The sequence below is a fragment of the Streptomyces sp. NPDC091272 genome (assembly GCF_044757485.1).
Classification (GTDB): domain Bacteria; phylum Actinomycetota; class Actinomycetes; order Streptomycetales; family Streptomycetaceae; genus Streptomyces.
This window is the reverse complement of sequence record NZ_JBIVVC010000022.1, coordinates 1-21,309: the sequence shown is the minus strand read 5'-3', so window position 1 is coordinate 21,309 and position 21,309 is coordinate 1. Positions and strand designations below refer to the sequence as shown.

Annotated in this window: 19 protein-coding genes; 15 read left to right on the top strand and 4 right to left on the bottom strand. The window is 72.4% G+C overall.

Features of this window, described 5'->3' with window-relative positions:
• Nucleotides 1-259 precede the first annotated feature (259 nt).
• The 15 genes from wecB (at nt 260) to ACIQM4_RS34295 (ending at nt 18,045) form a co-directional block, all read left to right on the top strand.
• Complete coding sequence (gene wecB / locus ACIQM4_RS34365; protein ID WP_401599481.1) at nt 260-1,456, top strand: non-hydrolyzing UDP-N-acetylglucosamine 2-epimerase; 1,197 nt, start codon at nt 260-262, stop codon at nt 1,454-1,456.
• A 37-nt stretch (nt 1,457-1,493) separates the two neighbouring features.
• Nucleotides 1,494-2,363: a hypothetical protein gene (locus ACIQM4_RS34360; RefSeq protein WP_401599480.1), complete on the top strand. Its 870-nt coding sequence runs from the start codon at nt 1,494-1,496 to the stop codon at nt 2,361-2,363.
• A 17-nt stretch (nt 2,364-2,380) separates the two neighbouring features.
• A complete protein-coding gene (locus ACIQM4_RS34355; protein ID WP_401599479.1) occupies nt 2,381-3,637 on the top strand; it encodes an FG-GAP repeat domain-containing protein in 1,257 nt (418 codons plus the stop codon).
• 754 nt (nt 3,638-4,391) lie between these two features.
• Nucleotides 4,392-5,711, top strand: a complete 1,320-nt coding sequence (locus ACIQM4_RS34350) for an acyltransferase family protein (protein ID WP_401599477.1) — start codon at nt 4,392-4,394, stop codon at nt 5,709-5,711.
• A gap of 148 nt (nt 5,712-5,859) precedes the next feature.
• The gene (locus tag ACIQM4_RS34345; protein WP_401599475.1) at nt 5,860-6,642 is read left to right on the top strand and encodes an alpha/beta fold hydrolase; all 783 of its coding nucleotides are present in this window, start codon (nt 5,860-5,862) and stop codon (nt 6,640-6,642) included.
• A gap of 288 nt (nt 6,643-6,930) precedes the next feature.
• Entirely contained in the window at nt 6,931-7,620 is a 690-nt protein-coding gene (locus tag ACIQM4_RS34340; protein ID WP_401599473.1) for a dTMP kinase, read from the top strand.
• Nucleotides 7,607-9,289: a GH3 auxin-responsive promoter family protein gene (locus ACIQM4_RS34335; protein ID WP_401599471.1), complete on the top strand. Its 1,683-nt coding sequence runs from the start codon at nt 7,607-7,609 to the stop codon at nt 9,287-9,289. The genes ACIQM4_RS34340 and ACIQM4_RS34335 overlap by 14 nt, the downstream gene beginning before the upstream one ends.
• A gap of 211 nt (nt 9,290-9,500) precedes the next feature.
• A complete protein-coding gene (locus ACIQM4_RS34330) occupies nt 9,501-10,358 on the top strand; it encodes a class I SAM-dependent methyltransferase (RefSeq protein WP_401599469.1) in 858 nt (285 codons plus the stop codon).
• Nucleotide 10,359: 1 nt separating this feature from the next.
• Nucleotides 10,360-11,808: an FAD-dependent oxidoreductase gene (locus ACIQM4_RS34325; protein ID WP_401599467.1), complete on the top strand. Its 1,449-nt coding sequence runs from the start codon at nt 10,360-10,362 to the stop codon at nt 11,806-11,808.
• Nucleotides 11,805-12,968, top strand: a complete 1,164-nt coding sequence (locus tag ACIQM4_RS34320) for a hypothetical protein (protein WP_401599465.1) — start codon at nt 11,805-11,807, stop codon at nt 12,966-12,968. The genes ACIQM4_RS34325 and ACIQM4_RS34320 overlap by 4 nt, the downstream gene beginning before the upstream one ends.
• Nucleotides 12,965-13,771, top strand: coding sequence for a DUF6182 family protein (locus ACIQM4_RS34315; RefSeq protein ID WP_401599463.1), 807 nt, complete (start codon nt 12,965-12,967; stop codon nt 13,769-13,771). The genes ACIQM4_RS34320 and ACIQM4_RS34315 overlap by 4 nt, the downstream gene beginning before the upstream one ends.
• The gene (locus ACIQM4_RS34310) at nt 13,764-14,396 is read left to right on the top strand and encodes a LysR substrate-binding domain-containing protein (protein WP_401599461.1); all 633 of its coding nucleotides are present in this window, start codon (nt 13,764-13,766) and stop codon (nt 14,394-14,396) included. Before ACIQM4_RS34315 ends, ACIQM4_RS34310 begins: the two co-directional genes overlap by 8 nt.
• The gene (locus ACIQM4_RS34305; protein WP_401599459.1) at nt 14,393-15,184 is read left to right on the top strand and encodes an alpha/beta fold hydrolase; all 792 of its coding nucleotides are present in this window, start codon (nt 14,393-14,395) and stop codon (nt 15,182-15,184) included. Before ACIQM4_RS34310 ends, ACIQM4_RS34305 begins: the two co-directional genes overlap by 4 nt.
• On the top strand, nt 15,178-16,026 hold the full coding sequence (locus ACIQM4_RS34300) for a class I SAM-dependent methyltransferase (RefSeq protein ID WP_401599457.1): 849 nt from the start codon (nt 15,178-15,180) through the stop codon (nt 16,024-16,026). Before ACIQM4_RS34305 ends, ACIQM4_RS34300 begins: the two co-directional genes overlap by 7 nt.
• Before the next feature lie 597 nt (nt 16,027-16,623).
• Complete coding sequence (locus ACIQM4_RS34295; RefSeq protein ID WP_401599455.1) at nt 16,624-18,045, top strand: cytochrome P450; 1,422 nt, start codon at nt 16,624-16,626, stop codon at nt 18,043-18,045.
• 84 nt (nt 18,046-18,129) lie between these two features.
• Here the strand turns inward: ACIQM4_RS34295 and ACIQM4_RS34290 are convergent, their stop codons facing one another.
• The 4 genes from ACIQM4_RS34290 to ACIQM4_RS34275 all read right to left on the bottom strand — a co-directional run bounded on the left by ACIQM4_RS34290 (nt 18,130) and on the right by ACIQM4_RS34275 (nt 21,117).
• The gene (locus ACIQM4_RS34290; RefSeq protein ID WP_401599453.1) at nt 18,130-19,101 is read right to left on the bottom strand and encodes an MsnO8 family LLM class oxidoreductase; all 972 of its coding nucleotides are present in this window, start codon (nt 19,099-19,101) and stop codon (nt 18,130-18,132) included.
• A gap of 1 nt (nt 19,102) precedes the next feature.
• Nucleotides 19,103-19,660: a hypothetical protein gene (locus ACIQM4_RS34285; protein ID WP_401599452.1), complete on the bottom strand. Its 558-nt coding sequence runs from the start codon at nt 19,658-19,660 to the stop codon at nt 19,103-19,105.
• A gap of 47 nt (nt 19,661-19,707) precedes the next feature.
• A complete protein-coding gene (locus ACIQM4_RS34280) occupies nt 19,708-20,565 on the bottom strand; it encodes an alpha/beta hydrolase (RefSeq protein ID WP_401599450.1) in 858 nt (285 codons plus the stop codon).
• Between the two features lie 225 nt (nt 20,566-20,790).
• Entirely contained in the window at nt 20,791-21,117 is a 327-nt protein-coding gene (locus ACIQM4_RS34275) for a hypothetical protein (RefSeq protein WP_401599448.1), read from the bottom strand.
• Between the last annotated feature and the right edge of the window lie 192 nt (nt 21,118-21,309).

Below are 21,309 nucleotides of genomic sequence, written 5' to 3'. Positions count from 1 at the left end.
CTGGGGTTTCAATCGCCCCCCTGTGCAACCCCCGGAAAGCTCAATTGACGGAAAACTAGCTCACGGGAAAGATATCTATCAGCCGAGGGGGACACGGAAACAAACCCCGAAGGCGCTGAGAAAGCCCCGGGGAATTCCCCGCGGAAGCTCTCCCGAAGACCTCGACCGACGAACCGGCGCGCCGCGCGCCCCGGTTCCCCCGTACCGCCGTACGCCCGAACACCCCGCTGCCCACTGACAGAGCTGAAGGAAGAAACCCATGCGTTCCGTTGCAGTCGTTCTCGGCACCCGGCCGGAGGCCATCAAGTTCGCACCGGTGATTCGGGCCTTGCAGGACGACCCCCGCTTCGACCCGATCGTCATCTCCACCGGCCAGCACCGCCAGATGCTCGACGAGACGCTGGAGGCCTTCGACCTCAAGCCCGACATCGACCTGGAGATCATGGCGCCCAAGCAGACCCTCTCCCAGGTGACCTCCCGGTCCCTGAACGGACTGGGCGAGGTGTTCAAGGAACTCCACGTCGAGGCGATCCTCGTGCACGGCGACACCGCGACCACCCTGGCCGCCGCGCTGTGCGGCTTCCACCACCAGATCCCGGTCATCCACGTCGAGGCCGGCCTGCGCAGCGGATACCTCGGCTCGCCCTTCCCCGAGGAGGGCAACCGCCGGCTGGTCGCCCAGATCGCCTCCCTGCACCTGGCGCCGACCCCGGGCAACAAGACCAACCTGCTGCGCGAGGGCATCCCGGAGAGCTGCATCGTCGTCACCGGCAACACCGTCATCGACGCCCTGCGGTGGGCCAGCGACAGGTCCCACTCCTACGGTGACCCGGCCCTCGACGACCTCGACACCGACACCCGGCGCATCATCCTCGCCTCCGCCCACCGCCGGGAGGCCTGGCCGCACCTGCCGCAGATCGCCCAGGCGCTGGTGGAGATAGCCGAGGAGCCCGACGTACGGGTGGTGGTTCCGCTGCACCGCAACCCCGTGGTCCGCGACGCCCTGCTCCCCAGGATCGGCGGACACCCCAACATCACCGTCGTCGACCCGCTCGCCTACCTCAACTTCAGCAAGCTGATGCGGCGCGCCGACATCATCCTCTCCGACAGCAGCGGCGCACAGGAGGAGGGCCCCGCCCTCGGCAAGCCCACCCTGGTGCTCGGCAGCGTGACCGAACGCTCGGAAGCAGTCGTCGCCGGCACCGCACGACTCGTCGGTACGAGCACCGAGGGCATCGTCACCGCCACCACCGAACTGCTGCGCGACAAGGACCGGTACGACCGCATGGCGAACGCCGCCAACCCCTACGGCGACGGTCTGGCAACCCAGCGCACCGTCGACGCGATCGCCCACCACTTCGGCGACGGCCCCTCGTGCGTGCCCTTCGTACCGGCCACCGCGATCGACGAGCTGGCCGTGGACCTGGCCCGCACCGCCACCTACGCGGACGCCTGAGCCCGCCCGACCCGACTCACAGAGGAGGGACCCCGCCTTGAGCACCGCCGTAAGTACCACCGCCGCGAGCGCCACCGCCGCGAGCAACTCAACCACCACCACCACCGCACCCGCACCCGCACCCGCATCCGCAGCCACAACCGCATCCGCAGCCGCACCCACAGCCGTCACCGCCCGCAACACCGAGACCCCGCTCAACTTCAGCGGCCGCCACGTCCGGGCCACCCTCGTCCGCAACGCCCACCACTACCTCGTCCGCGGCACCGCCGTCGTCGTCAACACCGGTGTCACGCCGGTCCGCATCGGGCAGAGCCCGCGCAAGTCCATCGCGCCGCTGTCCTCGACGATCCTGCGCGACACCCGCATCGAGCAGGCCGACACGCTCGTAGTGCTGCACACCGACTTCGACGCCCCCGTCGCAGGCATCGTCGGGGAACCGGGCTGGCGGCTCCTGGGCGACCTGCTCCCCGACACCCTCCCCACGGCCGAGGGGCCCGCCTTCCCCCGCGACACCCCGCTGTGGAAGAGCCCCCAGGACGGCGGCGCGACCGTCCACCTCGATCCCGCCCACCTGCTGGGCGAGAGCGAACTGCCGGGCCCCACCCAGGAGTTCGAGATCAAACTCAACCTCTGGTACGCCCCCGCCGGCACCGACTGCTTCATCCACAACCAGCACGACTTCATCGAGGTCCACACCCAGGTGCACGGCCTGGGCCGCATGCAGAAATTCACCGCGCACGACCACGGAACCCTCTACGAGGACCTGCGGATGAGTCCCGGCTACACCACCCCGGACCCCTTCTGCGCCACCGGCCCCGACGGTTCCTTCCAGTACCCCTGGCACCAGTACTACGCCGACACCGACTGCGTCTGGCTCGCGGTCGAGTACCACGCCCTCACCCACTGACCCCGCAGGAGAAGACCATGCCGAACAACGACCTCTCCACCTTCCGCGCCCCCCGGTTCACCCCGGAGGTCGTCGCCGACCAGCTTCGCGACGGGTACTGGCTGGAGGCCCCGGACATCGACAACGACAACAAGCCCGACCTCTTCGGCTACGGGCTGCGCCTCGGCGAGATCTACTGGTACCAGAACGACGAGAAGTGGACGAAGCGCCTGGTCGCCGACAAGATCAAGATGCCGGTGGGCGCCGACTACGCCGACGTCAGCGGCAACGGCCACCCCGACATCATCGTCTGCTACGACCTGTACGGGCCGATCGGCACCATCCACGACGCCAACACGTCCGGCGGCAAGATCGACTGGCTGGAGAACCCAGGCAGCCCGGACAAGGACGAGTCGCGCTGGAAGCGCCACTACATCGGCCGCGCCACCGGAATGCACCGGCTGCGCGTCGGTCACTTCACCCAGACCGAACGGCTGGAGATCATCGGCCTGCCGATCGTCGCCAAGGAGGACGTCCACGCGGTCCTGCCGGTGGTCATGTTCACCCAGCCGGACGACGTCCACGCCGCCGAGGAATGGCCGATGACGGTCATCGACGACAGCCACTTCCGCATGATCCACGGCGCGGAGAAGAAGAAGGGCCTCGTCCCCGGCGCCCCGGACCGCGACTCGATGCTGCTCGCCTCCGACGAGGGAGTGACCTGGCTGTACTGGGACGACGCGAAGAGGGAGTGGATCCGCAAACTCATCGGCACCGGCGAGCTGACCCAGTTCGAGCAGACCGGCTTCCGCGGCAGCGGCGACCTGAACGTGGGCCGCGTCGGGGACGACCCGATGGCCTACGTCGCCGCGGTCGAGCCCTTCCACGGCAACACCGTCGCCGTCTACACCAAGGCCACCGAAGGAGCGCCGGGCGACGTCGAGTGGAACCGGGTCCTGCTCGACGTCTACGGCGACCCCAACGAGAACGGCGAGGGCCCCGGCCACCAGATCGTCACCGCCGACTTCGACGGCGACGGCGAGGACGAGTTCCTGGTCGCCCTGCGAGGACCGTGGCCGTGGCAGGGAGTCATGTACTACAAGGCCATCGACCTGCAGAACGGTGTCTGGGCCAAGTGGCGGGTCTCCGACGAGTCCGTGGCCCGCATCGCCACCGCCGACTTCAACGGCGACGGCCGCCTCGACTTCGCGACCATCGCCTACTCGGTCCAGAACTACTACGTCGCCAAGGACGCCAAGCTCATGCTCTACCGCAACGAGACCGACGCACAGTAGCCGGCGTGCGCAGCGAGTCCGGCGCCGAGTAGCCGGCGTGCGCAAGGAGTCCGGCGCATGGTGGCCGGGGCCGGGGCCGGGGCCGAGTAGTCCGGCCCCGCGTACCAAGGCCGGCGCCGAGTAGCCGGGCTTGCCCCGCACGCCAAGGCCGACGCCCAATGGCCGGCTCGGCGCACCGGGACCGGGCCTGTAAGCCGGGCCCTGCGTACCAAGGCCGGCGCCGAGTAGTCCGGCCCTGCGTACCAAGGCCAGCTCCGAGTAGCCGGGCACGCCCCGCCGACGCCCAATGGCCGGGCCCGGCGCACCGGGCCCGGCGCACCGGGACCAGCGCACCGGGACCGGGGCCTTAAGCCGGGCCCCGCGTACCAAGGCCGGCGCCCAGTAGTTTCGGCCCCGCGTACCGGGACCGGCTCCTTGTAACCGGGCCCCGCCTACCAAGGCCGGCGCCGAGAAACGGGCCCCGCACGCCAAGGCCGGCGCCCAACAGCCGGGCCCGGCGCACCAAGACCGGGTCCCCGGGGCGGCCGCCCCCACGGCCGCCCCACCCCGGCCCACGCCCGGCCCGCGCTCGTCCCACGCCCGCCCCGCCCCCGCCACGCCCCACGCCCGCCCCGCGCTCGCTCCTCGCCCCAAGCCTGGCCCGCGCTCCCGCGCCCCTCACCTCGCCCGGCCCGCGCTCCCGGCCGTTCCACGCCCCCCGGACGGCCCCCGTGAACACCTCCGCGTCCCACCTCACCCGGAAAGCATCCCTGCCATGTCCTCGGTCAAGACCACCGCCGCCCGCCCATCCGGAACAACAACGACCAGACCGCCCAAGCTGCCCTCCCTGACGGGCCTGCGGTTCGTCGCGGCCCTGCTGGTCTTCTTCTTCCACTCGTCCCTGATGGACTCCCCGATCCCGCCGAACGCCCCCATCAACCCCTTCGCCGACGGCGGACTGGCCAACCTCTTCGAGACCGCCTTCAGCAAGGCCGGCTACATGGGGGTCTCGTTCTTCTTCGTGCTCAGCGGGTTCGTCCTCGCCTGGGCCGCCAAGCCCGGCGAGAAGGTGACGGCGTTCTGGCGCCGCCGGATGCTCAAGATCTTCCCCAACCACCTGGTGGTCTTCGCCGCCTCGATGATCCTCTTTGCCGGGGCCGCGGTGTCCGGCATCGCCGACTGGCTCCCCAACCTGCTGCTCCTGCACACGTTCTTCCCGCAGCCCGGCATCAACCTCAGCGTGAACCCGCCGAGTTGGTCGCTCGGCAGCGAGCTGCTGTTCTACTTGCTCTTCCCGTTGCTCATCATCCCGATCCGCAAGATCGCCCAGAAGGCGCTGTGGGCCTGGTCCGGAGTGATGGTCGTCGGCATGATCGCCGTCCAGCTCATCTCGACCTACCTCGTCCCCGCCACCCCGAAGTCCGCCATCACCCCGATCTCCGACATGCAGTTCTGGTTCGGCTACCTCTTCCCGCCGGGCCGAGTCTTCGAGTTCGCCCTCGGCATCCTGCTCGCCCGCATCGTCCTGGTCGGCAACTGGCCGCGCCGCATAGGCATCGGCGTCTCGCTCGTCCTGTCGGTCCTCGGCTACGCCGCGGCCCTGGTCCTGCCCTTCCAGTACGGCTTCGTCGTCGCGACGATCATCCCGGTCGCCGCACTCATCAGCTCCGTCGCGGCCGCCGACGTCGCCGGCCGGCCGACCCGCCTGCGGGGCCCGGTGATGCAGTGGCTCGGCGAGGTGTCCTTCGGCTTCTACCTCGTCCAGGGCGTCACCATCTTCTACCTGCGCTCCCTGCTCGGTGAGAACACCTACAGCGTCCCCGTCTCGATCGCCGTCATCGCCCTCTTCTTCGCCGTCTCGCTCCTCGGTGGCTGGCTGCTCTACCGCTACGTGGAGATGCCCGCGATGCGCCGCTGGAGCCGCAGCAAGAAGCCCGCCGCCGCCGCACCGGCCACGCTCCGGGCCATCCCCACCCCCGCCACCCCGGCCCCGGCCACTGCCCCGACCCCCAACCCCGTCCCCACCGCACAGAGCACCCCGACGGCAACGCCCCCCGAGAGGACGCCCGAAAGCACCCTGGCCGGATCCTCCTGACCCGCACCCCACCCTGACCCGCACCCCGCTCTGACCCGCACCCCGCCCGGGCCGGCCCCTCACCAGGGCCGGCCCCCTCGCCCTCGCTCTCGCCCGCACCCGCCTCCGCCCCCGCCTCCGCCCCCGCACCGAAAGGAACCCAGCCCCCATGCCGACCCTCGAAGTCGCAGCCACCCAGGTCCACTACCGGACCCACGGCACCGGCCCCGGCCTGCTCCTCGTCCACGGTTCCACCGCCGACTCCGAAGCCAACTTCGCCGGCCTGCGCCCCTACTTCACCGAGCACCGCACCGTCATCACCCCCGACTACGCGGGCAGCGGACTGACCGCCCTGCCGGCCGGCGGCGTCCTCACCCTCGACCACCTGGTCGCCCAGATCGCCGCCGTCGCGGAGCAGGAGGGCGCCGGCACCCCGCTGGACGTCGTCGGCGTGTCCCTCGGAGCGGTCGTCGCGGCAGCCCTCGCCGCCGACCATCCCCACCTGGTGAACCGCCTGGTCCTGGCCGGCGGCTGGGCCCGTAACAACGACCCGCGCCAGCAGCTGGCCCTCGGGCTGTGGCGGCGGCTGGCGGACCTCGACCCGCAGGCCTACGGCGAGTTCATCACCCTGCTCTCACTGGCCCCCGACCACCTCGCGCGACTCGCGCCCGAGGAGATCGCCAAGATCGCCGCGGGGGCCGTGCCGACCGAGGGGGCCCGCCGCCAACTCGATCTGGACATCACCGTCGACATACAGAACAAGCTGGCCGAGATCCGCGCGCCAACACTCGTGATCGGAGCCCGCCACGACCAGGTGATCCCGGTCTCCCACTCCAAGGACCTGCACACCGGTATCGCCGGGAGCCGCTACGCCGAGATCGACGGCGGACACAACACCCCGTTCGAGAACCCCGCGGCACTGGCCGGCCTGGTCAACGAGTTCCTCGACTAGCCCACGACCAGTACACGTCCGGCTCACGACCAGCACACGCACCGCGGGCGGACGGACTGTCCCGCACCTGAACGGCCTGTGGGGCCGACGGCACCAGCCGTCGGCCCCACAGGCCGTCCCCGCTCCCGCCCCCGCTTCCGCTTCTTCCGCCAGTTGCCAGAGTCGGTCCCGCCGCACCCCGGAACCGAAAATACCGAACGATCGCTACCTAATATCGACCGCTGTACGCGGCCACCGTCGAACGGCCGCACTCCACGGCCTGCACACATCCCAGGGGGTGCTTCACCCATGGCCGACCCACGCAGCGACATACCGCAGGACCCCGGACGCCCGGCCCCCCGCATGCAGGCGCCGCCGTTCGCAGTGCTCCTGGGCCCCGACTACGCGGGAAAGTCCTCCGCCCTGTCGCGCCTGGAACGGCTGGCACCCCACTGGCGGTACCTGTCCGTGGACGACGACCGGCTCGCCCCGGAGCACGGGCTCCTGTCGCGGCTGCGCCGCAGCGTCGTCAAGGACATCGCCCCGAACCCCGACGCCTGGTCGCCCGACTTCCTCACCACCGTGCTCCAGAGCGCCGCCGTCCACCTCCGTGACGAACTGCTGCGCGGCGACCCGCGGGTACCGGTCGTCATCGACTCGTACTACTACAAGCTGCTCGCCAAGTGCCGTCTCGCCGGCGCCCCGGACAACGCGCTCCTCGACTGGTGGCGCGGTTTCCCCCGGCCGGACCGGGTCGTCTACCTCGACGTCCCCCCGGAGATCACCTGGCGCCGCAGCCGGCGGGGCGCCGCACTCAACCTGCTGGAGCACTACGGACCCCGGCCCGAGTGGGACGGCTTCCGCCGCTACCAGCACGACCTGGCCAAGACCTTGCGCGACGAGATCCAGGACCTGCCGGTGACCGTGATCGACGCGGTGGAGCACCCCGAGCGGACCGCCGAAGCGATACGAAAGGCACTCACCCATGACCTCGGCTGAAGCCTGGAGCGACCCCGTCCGCCTGCGCGCCTACCGGGAGCGGGTCTTCGCCGAACGCCGGGCCCTGCGCGCCTCCTTCGCCGACCCGGCCGCACAGCAGGCCCGGGTCCTGCGCGACCTGCTCGACTTCAACGCGGACACCGACTACGGCAGGGCCCACGGCTTCTCCCGCATCCGTACCCTGGACGACTACCGCAGGGCCGTACCCCTCCAGACGTACGCCGATCTCGAACCCTGGATCGAACGCGCCGCGGCGGGGGAGCGCAACGTCCTCACCGCGGACCGCCCCGCCGTCTTCTTCACCAGCAGCGGCAGCACCGGCGCGCACAAGAAGATCCCGGTGACACCGCGCTTCATGCACACCACCTTCTTCCCCTTCTACTACGCCGCGTGGGCGCCCCTGATCGAGCACTTCCCGGAGGTCCTGGACAGCCCAGGAGCGGTCCTCAACCTCAAGCACGACCCGCTGAGCGCCCCGCCCACCACCGCGTCCGGCAGGCCGCACGTCGGCGCCAGCCAGGTCGACTTCGGCACGGCCTTCGGCGAACCGCTGTCCGCGGAACCCGGCACCGGCGCCCCCTGGGCCCGGCTGCCCGTGGAAGTGGCGGCCGACGACCACGTGGAGAAGATGTACCTGCGGCTGCGGCTCGCCGTGGAGAGCGACGTCCGCTGCGTCATCGGCATCAACCCCGCGATGGTCGCCGCCCTGCCCCACCAGCTGAACCTGTGGTGGCCGCGGATCGTCAAGGAGGTCGGCGACGGAACCCTGGGCGGCCTGCCGCACGGCGCACCCAACCCCGCGCGCGCCCGGGAACTCGAGGAGCTCGCCCGACGCCACGGCACCGTGCGTCCGGCCCACGTCTGGCCCCGTATCCGGGCGATATTCTGCTGGACCACCGGACTGGCCGCGCTCTACCTGCCCCGGCTGCGCGAGGAGTTCGGCCCGGACGTGAGCGTCCTGCCCGCCCCCGTGGCCGCCTCCGAGGGCCCCACCGGCGTCGCCCTCGACCGGCACCCCACCGCGGGCAGCCTGGTCGTCAACGCCTCGGTGTACGAGTTCGCCGACGCCGACGCGGACCTCACCCCCGACACCGTCACCCTGCGTCCGGACGAACTGCGCGAGGGCCACGACTACCACGTCGTCTTCAGCCACGTCGGCGGCCTCTACCGGTACGCCGTCGGCGACGTCGTCCGCGTCGCCGACCACGAGGACGGGGTGCCCCGCCTGGAGTACGCGGGCCGCAACTCTCTCTCCGACCACGTCGGCGAACGCCTCCGCGACGCCCAGGTGATCAGGGCGTTGCAACGCGCCCAGGACGCCACCGGGCTCGACCTGCGTAACGCCGCCTGCCGTGTCACGCACCCCGAACAAGGGCCCGCGGCCTACGAGTTCGCCGTGTCCCCGCGCACCGGGTGGAGCCAGGACGAGGCCACCCGCTACACCGCCCGCCTCGACGAGGGCCTGCGGCGGGAGTCGGCCGACTACCGCCGGGTCCGCGCCGAAGGGCTGCTCGGCGCACCCTCGCTGCACCGCCTGGACCCCGACGCCTTCCTGCGGGACTGGCAGCGTCGGCTGGAGAGCGGCATCCGGCCCACCCAGATCAAGGACCGCCTCTTCCGCCAGGACCCCGAACAGTGGGACCACCTGACCGCTCCCACCTCGTCCTGACCCCGCCCCGTCCTGCCCCCCTCGGCGCCGACCGCTCCCGACAGTGGGTCGGCCCGGCCGCTCCCACCTCGTCCTGACCACCCCCTCGGCGTCGACCGTCCCGCCCGGCCTTGCCGACGCACCCGGCTCCGGCCGACGCGCCCTGCCCCGGCAGCGCTCGCGGTGCCATGAGCCGGACCCGCCCGTACCGCACGAAGAGAGGCAGCACCCCATGACCACCTCCCTGGACGCCGTCGAACGGACCGCACTGCTCACCGCGGCCCTGCGCGCCGCCGAAACGCAGCGCCCGGACCGTCTGTACGAGGACCCGCACGCCGCCGCCCTCGCCGGCGACATCGGTCCCGAACTGCTTGCCGAGGTCCGCACCGCCACCTTCCCGCCCGGCGGCACGCGCACCCTGCCCAGCACCCCCGACTACAACGCCATCCGCACCCGCTTCTTCGACGACTACCTCCAGGAAGCCGCCCAGGACCCGCAGACCACCCAGATCGTGCTCGCCCCGGCCGGCATGGACTCGCGTGCCTACCGGCTCGACTGGCCGCAGCGGCTGCGCTGGTTCGAGGTCGACCGCCCCGCCGTCCTGGCCCACAAGGACGAACGCCTGGGGGCGGCCACGCCGCGCACCGACCACCGCAAGGTCGCCGTCGACCTCACCGAACCCGACTGGGAGGACCGCCTCCAGGCCGCGGGCTACGACCCCGAGGTCCCCTCCACCTGGCTCCTGGAAGGGCTGCTCTACTACATTCCCGAGGCCGACACCCACCGCATCCTCCGGCGGATCGCCGCCATCTCCGCCCCCGGCAGCCGCATCGCAGCCGACATCGTCAACTCCGCCGCCCTCACCCTTCCCCACATGCGCGGCCTGCTCGACGTCTTCGAGGGCTGGGGCTGCCCCTGGCTGTTCGGCACCGACGAGCCCGAAGCCCTCTTCGACGCCTACGGCTACCAGGTCCGCGCGACCCAGCCGGGCGAGGAAGGCGCCGACTACGGCCGCTGGCCCGACCCGGTCCCACCGCGCGAGGTCCGCGACGTACGCCGGGTGTTCTTCGTGCACGGGCGGCGGATCTGACATGCCGACCGCCGTCGTCGCCGGGGGCAGTATCGCCGGACTGGCCGGAGCACTGGCGCTGTCCCGCGCCGGCTACCGGGTGGTCGTACTCGAACGCGCCCCCCGCCCCCCGCAGTGGTCCATCGCCGAGGCGGCAGGTCGCTGGGCACGCCCCACCGCTCCGCAGGGCCTGCACTCGCACACCCTCACCTCCCTGGGGGTCAAGGTGCTGAAGGCCAGGGCGCCCCAGGTCCTCGACGGTGCCCGCGCCGCCGCGGCCCCCCTCCTCGATCTCACCGGCGCCATGCCCGCCTCGGTCACCGACCGGACCGCGCAGCCGGGCGACGACGAGCTCGTCGCGCTGGGCTGTCGCCGCTCCAGCCTGGAACTCCTCCTGCACCGGGCGGTCAGCGACACCCCCGGAGTGAGCGTCCGCCACGACACCCAGGTCGCCGGAATCGAACTGGCCGCCTCCGAACGCCGGGTACGCGCCGTCCGCACCACGGCCGGCACCCGCATCCCCGCGGACGTCGTCCTCGACGCCACCGGACGCCGGGCACTGTCCCGCACCTGGCTGCGAGAGGCCGGTGTCCCCCTGGCCGCCAACTGGTCGAGCCCCTCCGGACTCGCCGGGTACACCCGCTTCTACCGGCTCAAGACCCGCACCCGGCCAGGGCCGCTCACCCGCGGCAACGCAGTCGGCGGCATCTACTCCCACTACGCCGGCGTCCTGCACCCCGGCGACAACGACACCTTCTCCATCGCCCTTTGCGTGCTGCCCGGCGACCGCGCCCTGCACGGCCTGGGAACCCGCGCCGGATTCACCGCAGCCGCCCGCGCGACCCCGGGACTGCTGCCCTGGCTGGAGCCCGACGCCTCCGAGCCGATCTCCCCCGTCCACGCCCTCACCAGCCCGCCCAACACACTGTGGGGCAGCGCCGGCCCCCTCCAGGTCCCGGTCGCCGGACTCTTCCAGCTCGGCGACGCGGCCTGCGTCACCAACCCCCTGTTCGGCCGCGGCATGTCCCTCGCCCTGTCGCACGCCTTCGCCCTCGGCGACCTACTGGCCCGGCAACCGGAAGTCGACCTCGTCCAGCGCCAGGCCGTCGCCCGCATGACCCAGGAACACTTCCTGCCCTGGTACGCCCAGTCCGTGGCCTCCGACCGTATCCGCATCGCCCGCTGGAAGGCCGCCGTCCAGCACACCCCCGACCCCACCTCCGTCAGGCCCCGGGACGCGATACCCACGTTCGAGGAGATGGCGGGCGCCGCCCAGTACGACGCCACCGTGTGGCGGGGCCTCACCCGCATGCTGATGTCGCTGAACACCCCGGCGGAGATCTTCGACGACGCCTTCCTCACCCGCGTACGGCAGGCTGACCGCACCGCCCCGACGCCCGCACCGCACCTGCCGCCCGACCGGACGGAACTCCTTCGCCGCGTCACGGCAGCGGAGGGCGTCCTGGTATGACCCTCCTCTCCCTGCCCCTCGCGCACCCCCGCCCGCAGCCCGCCCCGCCCGCCTCCGCACACCCGCGGGTCCTGCTGGCGCCCATCACCGTCACCCCGTCCAAACCGCTGTCGCCCAGCCACCTCAAGGGGCTGCTGTGGACGGACGTGATGTACCGGGCCACCCGGCCGCTCGCCGACGTCACCTACCGCTACAGCCACACCACCTACCACCCGACGGAACAGACCCTCGGCTTCTGGGAGTTCCTCGACCGCACCCGCGGCGACACCGACTACACGGACCTCACCGAACAGCAGATCGGCGAGCTCTATGTCGACTTCCGCGGCGCGGACCGCACCCCGGCGGCGGCCCTGCGCCCCTACGCCGAAGCCGTCGCCGACGGCTGGGTGCACCCCGCGGGCAGCCGAGTGCTGCAACTGTGGTCCCGGCACTACCGGGCGCTCGGCCTGCACGACCCCGGTCTGCGCCGCTACCAGCCCCCCGGCCTGGACCTGGAAACAGCCCTGCACCACCTCGCCGAACACGGCATGTGTCTCGACCAGCGCCCCGTCGGCGGCCCCGTCTACCTGGACCTCACCCGGCACGGCCTCCCGCTGCGCCAGCTCGTCACCACCGACGGCCGCCCCAACTACCTGGCCTGCGCACTGCGCGAACTCCTGCCCCTGGCACCGGACTTCGACGAAGTGGTGCTTCTGTACGACAGCGAACTCGACGCCGACTACCAGCTGCTCGAACGGGTACTGCGCAGCGTTGGACCCCAGGTGCGCAGAGTCGCCGTCGGCCGGGTGCCCATCGACGGACAGATCCGCTCGGCACGGCACGGCGCACGCCCCGACCTGCACGCCGGGGCCCTTCTGGAGGCCGCGCGCGCCACGCACGACCCGGAGTCCGTGCGCCTGGGTATGCGGCTGTACTTCGTCGCGGTGCTGGGCCGCGGCCACGAGCAGTCCTTCCGCCCCGACCTGCTGCACCAGTGCCTCAAGCGCGCGGAACGACTGCTGCGCTCCGCCGAACCCACCGGGCCCGCGCCGCTCGGCGAACGGCTGGCCCGCCACCGCAAGGACCACCTGTACGTAGACCCCTACCGGCTGGCCTCCGGCCTGCTCGGCAAGCGCCGCGCCGACCCCGGACTCGACCTGCTGAGCGAGGTGTTCCTGTGACCCCCGCCCCCGCCGGCCCGCCGGCCCTCGCCCCCACCGGCCCCGTGACCCCCACCCCCGCCGGCCCGGTGACCCTCACCCAGAGCGGCCTGCGCGACCGGGCCGCGCACCGTGTCCGGGCCGCCAGGCCCGACCTCGCCGCCCGGCACGACCTGGCCACCCTGGAAGGGCTGCTGGCCGCCCAGCACGACATCGCCGGCGAGGACGGTTCCCGGGCCGCCTCGGCCACCGTCGTACTGAAGGACCTGGACCTGGCCCGCTGGGTCCGCGACACCTGCGCGTACACCCTGGCCCTGCCACCGTACGAGGCGGCCGCCTGGCGCACCGCCTTCACCCGTACCGTCTTCCTCGCGGGCAACCCCGCCCACCTGCGCGAGCGCTTCTCCTTCGCGCACGTCGCCGACGACCTCTCCGCGGCCTGGACCGCCCCCGCCGAAGCACCCCGCACGACCGCCCTGCGCCGCCTGCTGAAACTCTTCCAGGCCCCCACGGCGCTTCCGTACCGGCCCGACACCCCCATCGAGGTGCCCGGCGCGCCCCCCGGAACGGGCCGCAGCCGAAGCCTCTACCTCGCCACCGCCGGATGCACCGTCGCCGAGGCCCTGGTGCACCTCAACCACGTACTGACCGAGGCGGTCCTGGACGGCCTCGTCGCCCCCGGTGACCGGCTCGTGCTGCGGCAGGTCCCCCGCATCGTCGGCCTGCCCGCACCACTGGCCGCCGTACGCGTGGTCAGCGAACCCCAACTCCCCGGCCGGCTCAAGGCCGCCGCCGGACTGACCGAGGAGGTCCCCGATGCCTGACGCCACCCTCACCGACACACCCGTCATCCGGTTCGGCTACCACGGCTCCACCGACATCCCGCTGGACATCGTCCGCCTCGGCGCAGGGGACGCGCAGAGCGTCCGGCTGAGCGAGTACGACGTCGCGGACCCGTTCCGCGGCGTGCGCTCCGGTGAACTCGACCTCATGATCGTCAAGTTCGGGATCAGCGAACCGGACCTGGTGAGCAGCCAGGTACTGGCCTTCGACCCGCGCGCCGTCGTCGTCGCCGTCGACCACCCGCTCGCCACCCGTACCTCGGTGTCCGTCGAGGAACTCGCCGACCACGACACCTTCGCCCGGCCCGGCACCTTCCCCGACTACGTCTGGGACGTCGTCGTGCCCCCGCGCACCCCCCAGGGCCGCCCCCTGCGCCGCAACCGCCATCTGACCTCCACCCAGGAGATGATGCGACTGGTGGCCTCCGGCGACGCCGTGCACCTCACCGTCGCCTCCCTCGCCGACGTCGCACCGCCGGCCGTCCGCCTCGTCCCCGTCCACGACCTGCCGCCCGCCCCCGTGACCGTCGCCTGGCTGGGCACCGCCGAACCGCCCGCCCACGTCGCCCGCTTCGTCGCCACCGCCGAAGAGGCGGCCACCCGATGACCGCCACCGCACCGGAGACGACCCCCGTCGTCCTGCTGCACGCGCTGTCGCTGCACGCCACCATGTGGCACGCCCAGGAACACGCCCTGCGCGCCGCGGGGCACACCGTCCTCGCGCCCGACCAGCGAGGGTTCGGCGGTCGGCCCCTGGGCACGGCCGCCCCCTCCCTGGACGTGATCGCCGACGACCTCGCCGACACCCTGGACCGCCATCGCGCCCCACGCGCCGTCATCGTCGGCTCCTCCATGGGCGGATATGTCGCCATGGCCTTCCTGCGCCGCCACCCCGAGCGCGTCGCCGGACTCGCCCTGCTGTCCGCGCGGGCCACCGCCGACAGCCCCGAAGCGGCCGCACAGCGCCTCCGGTTCGCCGAGCTCGTTCAGGACGACGAGCACCGCGCCACCCTCGTCGAGAAGACCACCCCCCTGCTGCTGGGCCCCACCACCCGCACCGAAAACCCCGACGTCCTGACCCGTGTCCTGGCCGACGCACACGACTCGCCCCCGGCGGCCCTCGCCTGGGCCCAGCGGGCCATCGCCGCGCGCGCCGACTCCACGGACGTCCTGCGCGGCGCCCGCGTCCCCGCCCTCGTCCTCGCGGGCGCCGAGGACGCCCTGGTCTCCGCCGACGAGTCCGCCCACGTCGCCGCCACCCTGCCGCACGCCCGGCTCGTCACCGTGCCGGGCGCCGGACACCTCCAGCCCCTGGAGACCCCCGACGACGTCACCCGGGCCCTGCTCGCCCTCCTCGACGACATCCGCACCGCGAACGGAGCACCGTCATGCTGACCGAGGACCACCAGGAGTGGGGCTACACCACGTCCACCGGGTTCGGCTTCACCCACCACACCATCGTCGACTCCCACTTCCGCGCCTGCGAAGAGCCCTACCTCGACCTTCTCGGCACCGCCGGCTTCCGTCCCGGACAGCACGTCCTGGACGCGGGCTGCGGGCCCGGCGACTTCCTCCCCCATCTGGCCCGCACCGTCGGCGCCACCGGCCGCGTCACCGGCATCGACCTCGCCCGGGAGAACGCCGAACTCGCCGGCAGCCGGGTACGGGAGTGGGACCTGCCCTGCCCGGTGGACGTGCAGCAGGCCGGCCTGCTCGACCTCCCTCACCCCGACGACACCTTCGACGCCGCCTGGTGCTCCAACACCGTGCAGTACCTCGACGACGACGAACTCGCCGCCGCGCTCGCCGAACTGCGCCGCGTCGTACGGCCGGGCGGCACCATCGCCGTCAAGGACCTCGATGCCCGCCGGATCACCGCACGCCCCGCCGACCCCGGCCTGTTCGCCGGCTTCTTCCGCGTCGCGAGTGCCCAGCCGGGCTACGCCCGCCAGCTGATGCGCACCCACGAACTCCCCCTCCACCTGGAGCGCGCCGGGCTCACCGGCGTACGCGCCCGGTCCCTGCTGATCGAACACCACGCCCCACTGAGCGCACCGGCCCGCGACTTCTACACCGCTGCCTGCGCCCAACTCGCCCACCAGGCCGTCACCCTGGGCCTGGACCCCGCCTGGCAGCGCTTCACCGACCCCACAGCCCCCGACCACCCCCTGGACGCCCCCGACGCGTACATCAGCGAGGGCAACGTACTGGCGGTAGGCACGGTGCCGCACGGGTGACGCATCCGCTGGTACATCGTGCTGGGGACACCCAGCGGTGACGCCTTGCGGGTGGTGTTCCGCGGGTAGTGCCCCCGGGGCGGGTGACGCCTTGCGGGTGACGTTCCGCAGGTGCTGCCCCGGGGCGGGTGACCCTCGCGGGTGATGTTCCGCGGGTATCGCCCCGGGGCGGGTGACGCCTCGCGGGAGACGTCCCGCGGGTAATGCCCCGGGCGAGTGACGCCTCGCGGGTGACGTTCCGCAGGTGCTGCCCCGGGCGGGTGACGCCTCGCGGGTGACGTTCCGCCGGTAACGCCCGGGCCGGTGACGCCCCCACGGATGACATTCCGCAGCAACGCCCCCGGCCGGTGTCACCCGCCGGTGACACCCCTATGACGACACCTCGCTGACGACCCCCCTATGACGACCCCCCTTTGACGACACCTCGCTGACGAGGCCCCGATGACGAGACCCCGCTGACGACACCCCGCTGACGACACCCCGCTGATGACACCTCGTCGGCAATGCCCATCGGTATCGCCCGCCGGCGAACCCCGCCCACCCGTGTACCCCGCCCACCCGCGTACCCCGCCCACCGACGAGGAGCCCACCCCGCCCATGGCCGCCACCGCCACCACACCCGCCACCGCCACCACACCCGCCACTGCCCCGACCACCCCCGCCGACCCCCTCGCCGACGCCGGGCCCGCGAGCGTCCCCTGCCCGCCCGCACCGGGCCGCACCCCCCTGCTGGGCCACGTGCCCGCCCTGCTCCGCAACCCGCTCACCTTCTTCGAGTCCACCCGTACCGAAGACCCCCTGGTACGCGTCGGGTTCGGGCCCGTTCACCTCTACCTCGCCAACGACCCCGCACTCGTCCACCGCATCCAGGTCGACACCGCCACCTTCGAGCGGGGCCGATTCTTCGAGGGACTGGCCGGCCACTTCGGCAACCCCCTCATCGCCTCCAACGGCGAGGACCACCGCCACCAGCGACGCGTCGTCAAACCGGCCTTCAACCGGAGCAGCGTGCGCAGCTACAGCCAGGACATTCTCGACGAGGCCGACCGCCGCTTCGGTGCCTGGCAGCCGGGCCGGACGGTCGACGCGGACGAAGAGATGTCGGACCTCGTCGCCGCCGTCGTCCTGCGCGCCCTGCTCGGCGCCGACCTCGGCCAGGAGACCGTCCGCGACATCCGCAGCACCCTCTTCATGATCGCCCGCAGGCTGATCTCGCGCACCGTCTTCCCCGACGCCCTGACCTCACTGCCCACCCCCGGAAACCGCCGCTTCCAGGCCGCCATGGAGCGCTTCCGCACCACCGTCGACACCCTCGTCGCCGGGCGCCGGGCCACCCCCGACCAGGCCGCCTCGCCGGACGTCCTCGACGCCCTGCTGCGCGCGACCCACCCGCACACCGGCAAGCCCTACACCGACGAGCAGATCCGCAGCGAACTGCTGATGATGCTCTTCGCCGCCCTGGAAACCACCAGCACATCACTGACCTGGGCGGTGTTCGAAACGACCGTCCGCCCCGAGGTGCAGCAGCGGCTGCACGAGGAATCCTCCCGGGTACTGGACGGGCAGCCCCTCGGTTACGACAAGCTGCGCGAACTCACCTACACCCGCAAGGTCGTCGACGAGACGCTCCGCCTGCACGCACCCATGCTCTTCACCCGCCGGGCCCGCACCGACGTCGTCCTCGCGGGCACCCTGGTGCCCGCCGGAGCGGAGATCGGCTACAGCCCGCGCGCCATGCACCGCAACCCCGGCACCTACGACGCACCCCACCAGTTCGACCCCGAACGCACCGAGTCCGCACTCGGCAAGGACCTGCCCCGGGGCGCCTACTTCCCCTGGGGAACCGGCCCGCACCGCTGCGTCGGCGAGCACCTGGCCGAGACCACCATGGTGGTCGCCCTCGCCACCCTGGTCGGCCGCTGGCAGCTGCGCATCGCCCCCGGCACCCGGATACGCGAGGTCAACAGCTCCCTGCCGCACCCCAGCAGCCTCCCCCTGCGCGTGACCCCACGACTCTGAAGCACGGGCCGCGACGTGCGGAAGGGGGAGAACGCCCGACGGGTGTTCTCCCCCTTCCGCACTCGCCCCACCGGCTCCGCGGCCTCACACCCCCACGGGCACCCGCACCCCGCCGGTGAGCGCGAACGCCTCCGCCAGAAGCTCGTAGGAACGCACCCGGTCCGCCGGTTCGTGCGTCAGCGTGTTCACGACCACCTCGTCGACGCCGTGCCCGGCCGCCAGCTCCGTGATCCGTGCGTGCACCTGCTCCGCGGTCCCGTACACCAGCGACCGGCCGTTGACCGCGGCACGCTCGGCCTCCTGACCCGTCCACCGGTGGCGACGCGTCGTCTCCAGCGACGGCAGCGGAAGGTCCTCACCGAGGTCCTTGCGGCTGCGCCACAGCAGCAGGGACCGGGCGAGTTCATCGGCCTTCTCCGCCGTGTCCGCCACCACCGCCCGCACCGCCAGCACCCCCGTCCGCGCCGGATGCCCGTACTCGGCGAGCTCCTGCCGGTAGGCCGCCAGAGCGGCACGGCCCGGCGCGGGGGACAGGAAGTGGGCGAACGCGAACGAGGCCCCCAGCCGGCCCGCCAGCTCCGCCGAGCGCGAGCCCGCACCCAGCAGCCACATCCGGGGCCCCGGCCCCTCGTCGCCCGTCGGCGCCCCGGTCAGGTCCATGCCCAGCAACCGCCGTACGTCACCCACCTGCTCGGGGAAACGCTGCGCCGGCCCGCCCGCCCTGCCCAGACCCAGGTCGACCCGCCCGGGGTGGAGCGCCGCGAGTACCTGGAAGACCTCCGCCACCTTCGCCGCTGAGTAGCGCGGGAGCAGCACACCCCCCGTACCGACCCGCAGGTTCCTCGTCCTGGCCAGCAACTGACCGGCCAGGATCTCCGGAGCGGTGCCCGCGAAACCCGGCGAGTTGTGGTGCTCGGCCACCCAGTAACGGGTGAACCCCCGTGTGTCGAGCGTCTGCGCCAGCTCCACGGAGGCCCGCAGCGCCTCGGCAGGCGAGTACCCCTCGCCCACCGGCGTCTGGTCCAGCACCGACAGGCGCAACGACTCCCCGGCCATGTCAGACCCCCTGCTCTGCGCCGGCCGACGCCACGGCCACCGGCACGTCCGGCCGGACGTCCGGGCGGACGATCGCGGGCACGATACGGAAGTCCCGCTGGAAGACCAGATTGTGCAGATCGGCCGTGGCGATCGCCCGCAGCGTGGGCACCTCGGCCGCGGCCTGCTCGTCGGTGAACACGTTCAGCGGCCACTCCGCCACCGTGGCGCCCCGCAGGTGCGGGTGGTGGAAGGTACGCCCGTAATGTCCCACGAGCGAGATCGGCGAGATGCCCGCCGCACGCTGCTCCGCCCACGTCAGTGCCCAGGTGGCCAGCAGGTCCCCGGTACCCGTCCGGGTCACCCCGCTGGCCTGCACCTCACCGTCGCCGTGCAGCAGGTGGGTGTTGATCTCCTCCAGCACGAGCCGTGCGTACGGGTCGAGCAGGCCCACGGCCTCGTGGAAGAGACGCTCCTTGGCCTGGCGGGAGACGGCGGTGTCCCCGTGCGTGCCGTCGCGCAGGTCACCGAAGTGCCGCAGCAGGGCGTCGACATGGGACCCGGGTTCGGTGAGGGTCATCAGTTCTCTCCTTCAAGAGGGTGGTCAAGCGGTTCGTACGAATGGGGTCAGGCGAGGGAACCGGAATCGAGCGGGGCCCCGGCGGCCGCCAGACGGCGTCCCAGTGCCGCGGCCAGCCACGGCCGGAGCGCGTGCGGGCCGGTGGAGCCCGCACCGGAGTGGCCTGGCTGGAGGAAGGCGCCGTGCATCATCCTCGGGAACTCCTCGAACTCCAGGTCGTTGCCCGCCCGCGCGAGCCTGCGGGCGTACTCGCGTACGTCGTCGGCGACGGCGTCGAACTCACCGACGCCGAGCACCGCGGGCGCCAGCCCCGTGAGGTCCTCGACCTCGAAGGGAGTGCTCGGCAGCGAGGCCGGGACCTTGGTGCCGTTCCGGCGGTACGAGCGCCACGCCGTGGCGAGGAGCTCCGGCGAGGGGAAGTTGTCGAAGTAGCGGGTGTAGGAGGGGGCACGGCACTCCGGATCCAGCGGGGGATAGGCCAGCAGCTGGGCGGTCAGGGGACGCTGCTCGTCGCGGAGCACCACCGCAGCGGAGGCGGCGATGGTGGCGCCCGAACTGTCCCCTCCGACACTCACCGCCGGCAGCCCCTCCTGGTCGGACTTCTGCTGGGCCCACTCGACGGCGGCGAGTACGTCCTCCAGGGCCGCGGGGTGCGGGTGGTCCGGGGCGAGCCGGTAGTCCACGCTGAGCACGGCGCAGCCCGCGAGCCTGGCCAGGTCCGCACAGGAGCGGTGCCAGCCGGCCACGGATCCGCTGTGCCAGCTGCCCCCGTGCGCCCAGACCAGCCAGCCGCGGTGGCCGGCTGCGGGGCGAAAGATCCGGACGGGGACCTGGTGGCCTGCCCCCGGGACGTGTCCGGGCTGCCACTCGACCGCACCGGACATACGGGCGGCGGGATCCGACATGACACTCTCCTCCTCGTTCAGGACTGCGTGGCACCGATCCTTCAGCAGGCGGCCGAGGCCAACCAGTGCTCTGTTCTGGGTAGCCATCCGGTGACCACCCACGAAATCCGCCGGGGCACGGGGCACGGGGCACGGGGCAGTGGGCACGGGGTAGTTGGTACTCCCCTGACAGACCCAACTGACGGTTCCCGCGAATCGGTCCCGCTGGGCACCCCACAGCGGGGATCAGCCGGCGGCCCCGTCCGCCGGGGGCAGGTCCGGCCGGAGCTGCCTGCGGTAGGCGAACAGGCTGGGCAGGGGTACGTAGCGCTTCTGGCCCACGCGGACGGAGTCCAGCGTGCCGTCGCGCATCCGCCTGCTCACCACCCGCGGATCGAGACCCAGCATCGAGGCGGCGGTCCGCGCCGACACCGAGTACTGCCACAGCTGTACGGGGGCGGGGCCGCACTCGTCCGTGTCGTCCGACTCGGACGACTCACCCGTGTCATCCGACTCATCCGACTCATCCGACTCATCCGCGTCGTCCGTGTCGTCCGGCCAGGATGCGACCACCGCTGACCTCCTTGCTCGTTGTACCTCCGGCACACGTGGACCCGTCCGGCCACGAACCTCGGCGGGACGGGACCACGCGTGACCAGGACTAGCGGCTGGTGGGGGTTTTTTCCTTGTGGTGGAGGAAGAGGGCGGTGGTGGCGGTGCCGAGGAGGACGATGGCGGTGTTGATGAGGACGGCGAGGGAGACGC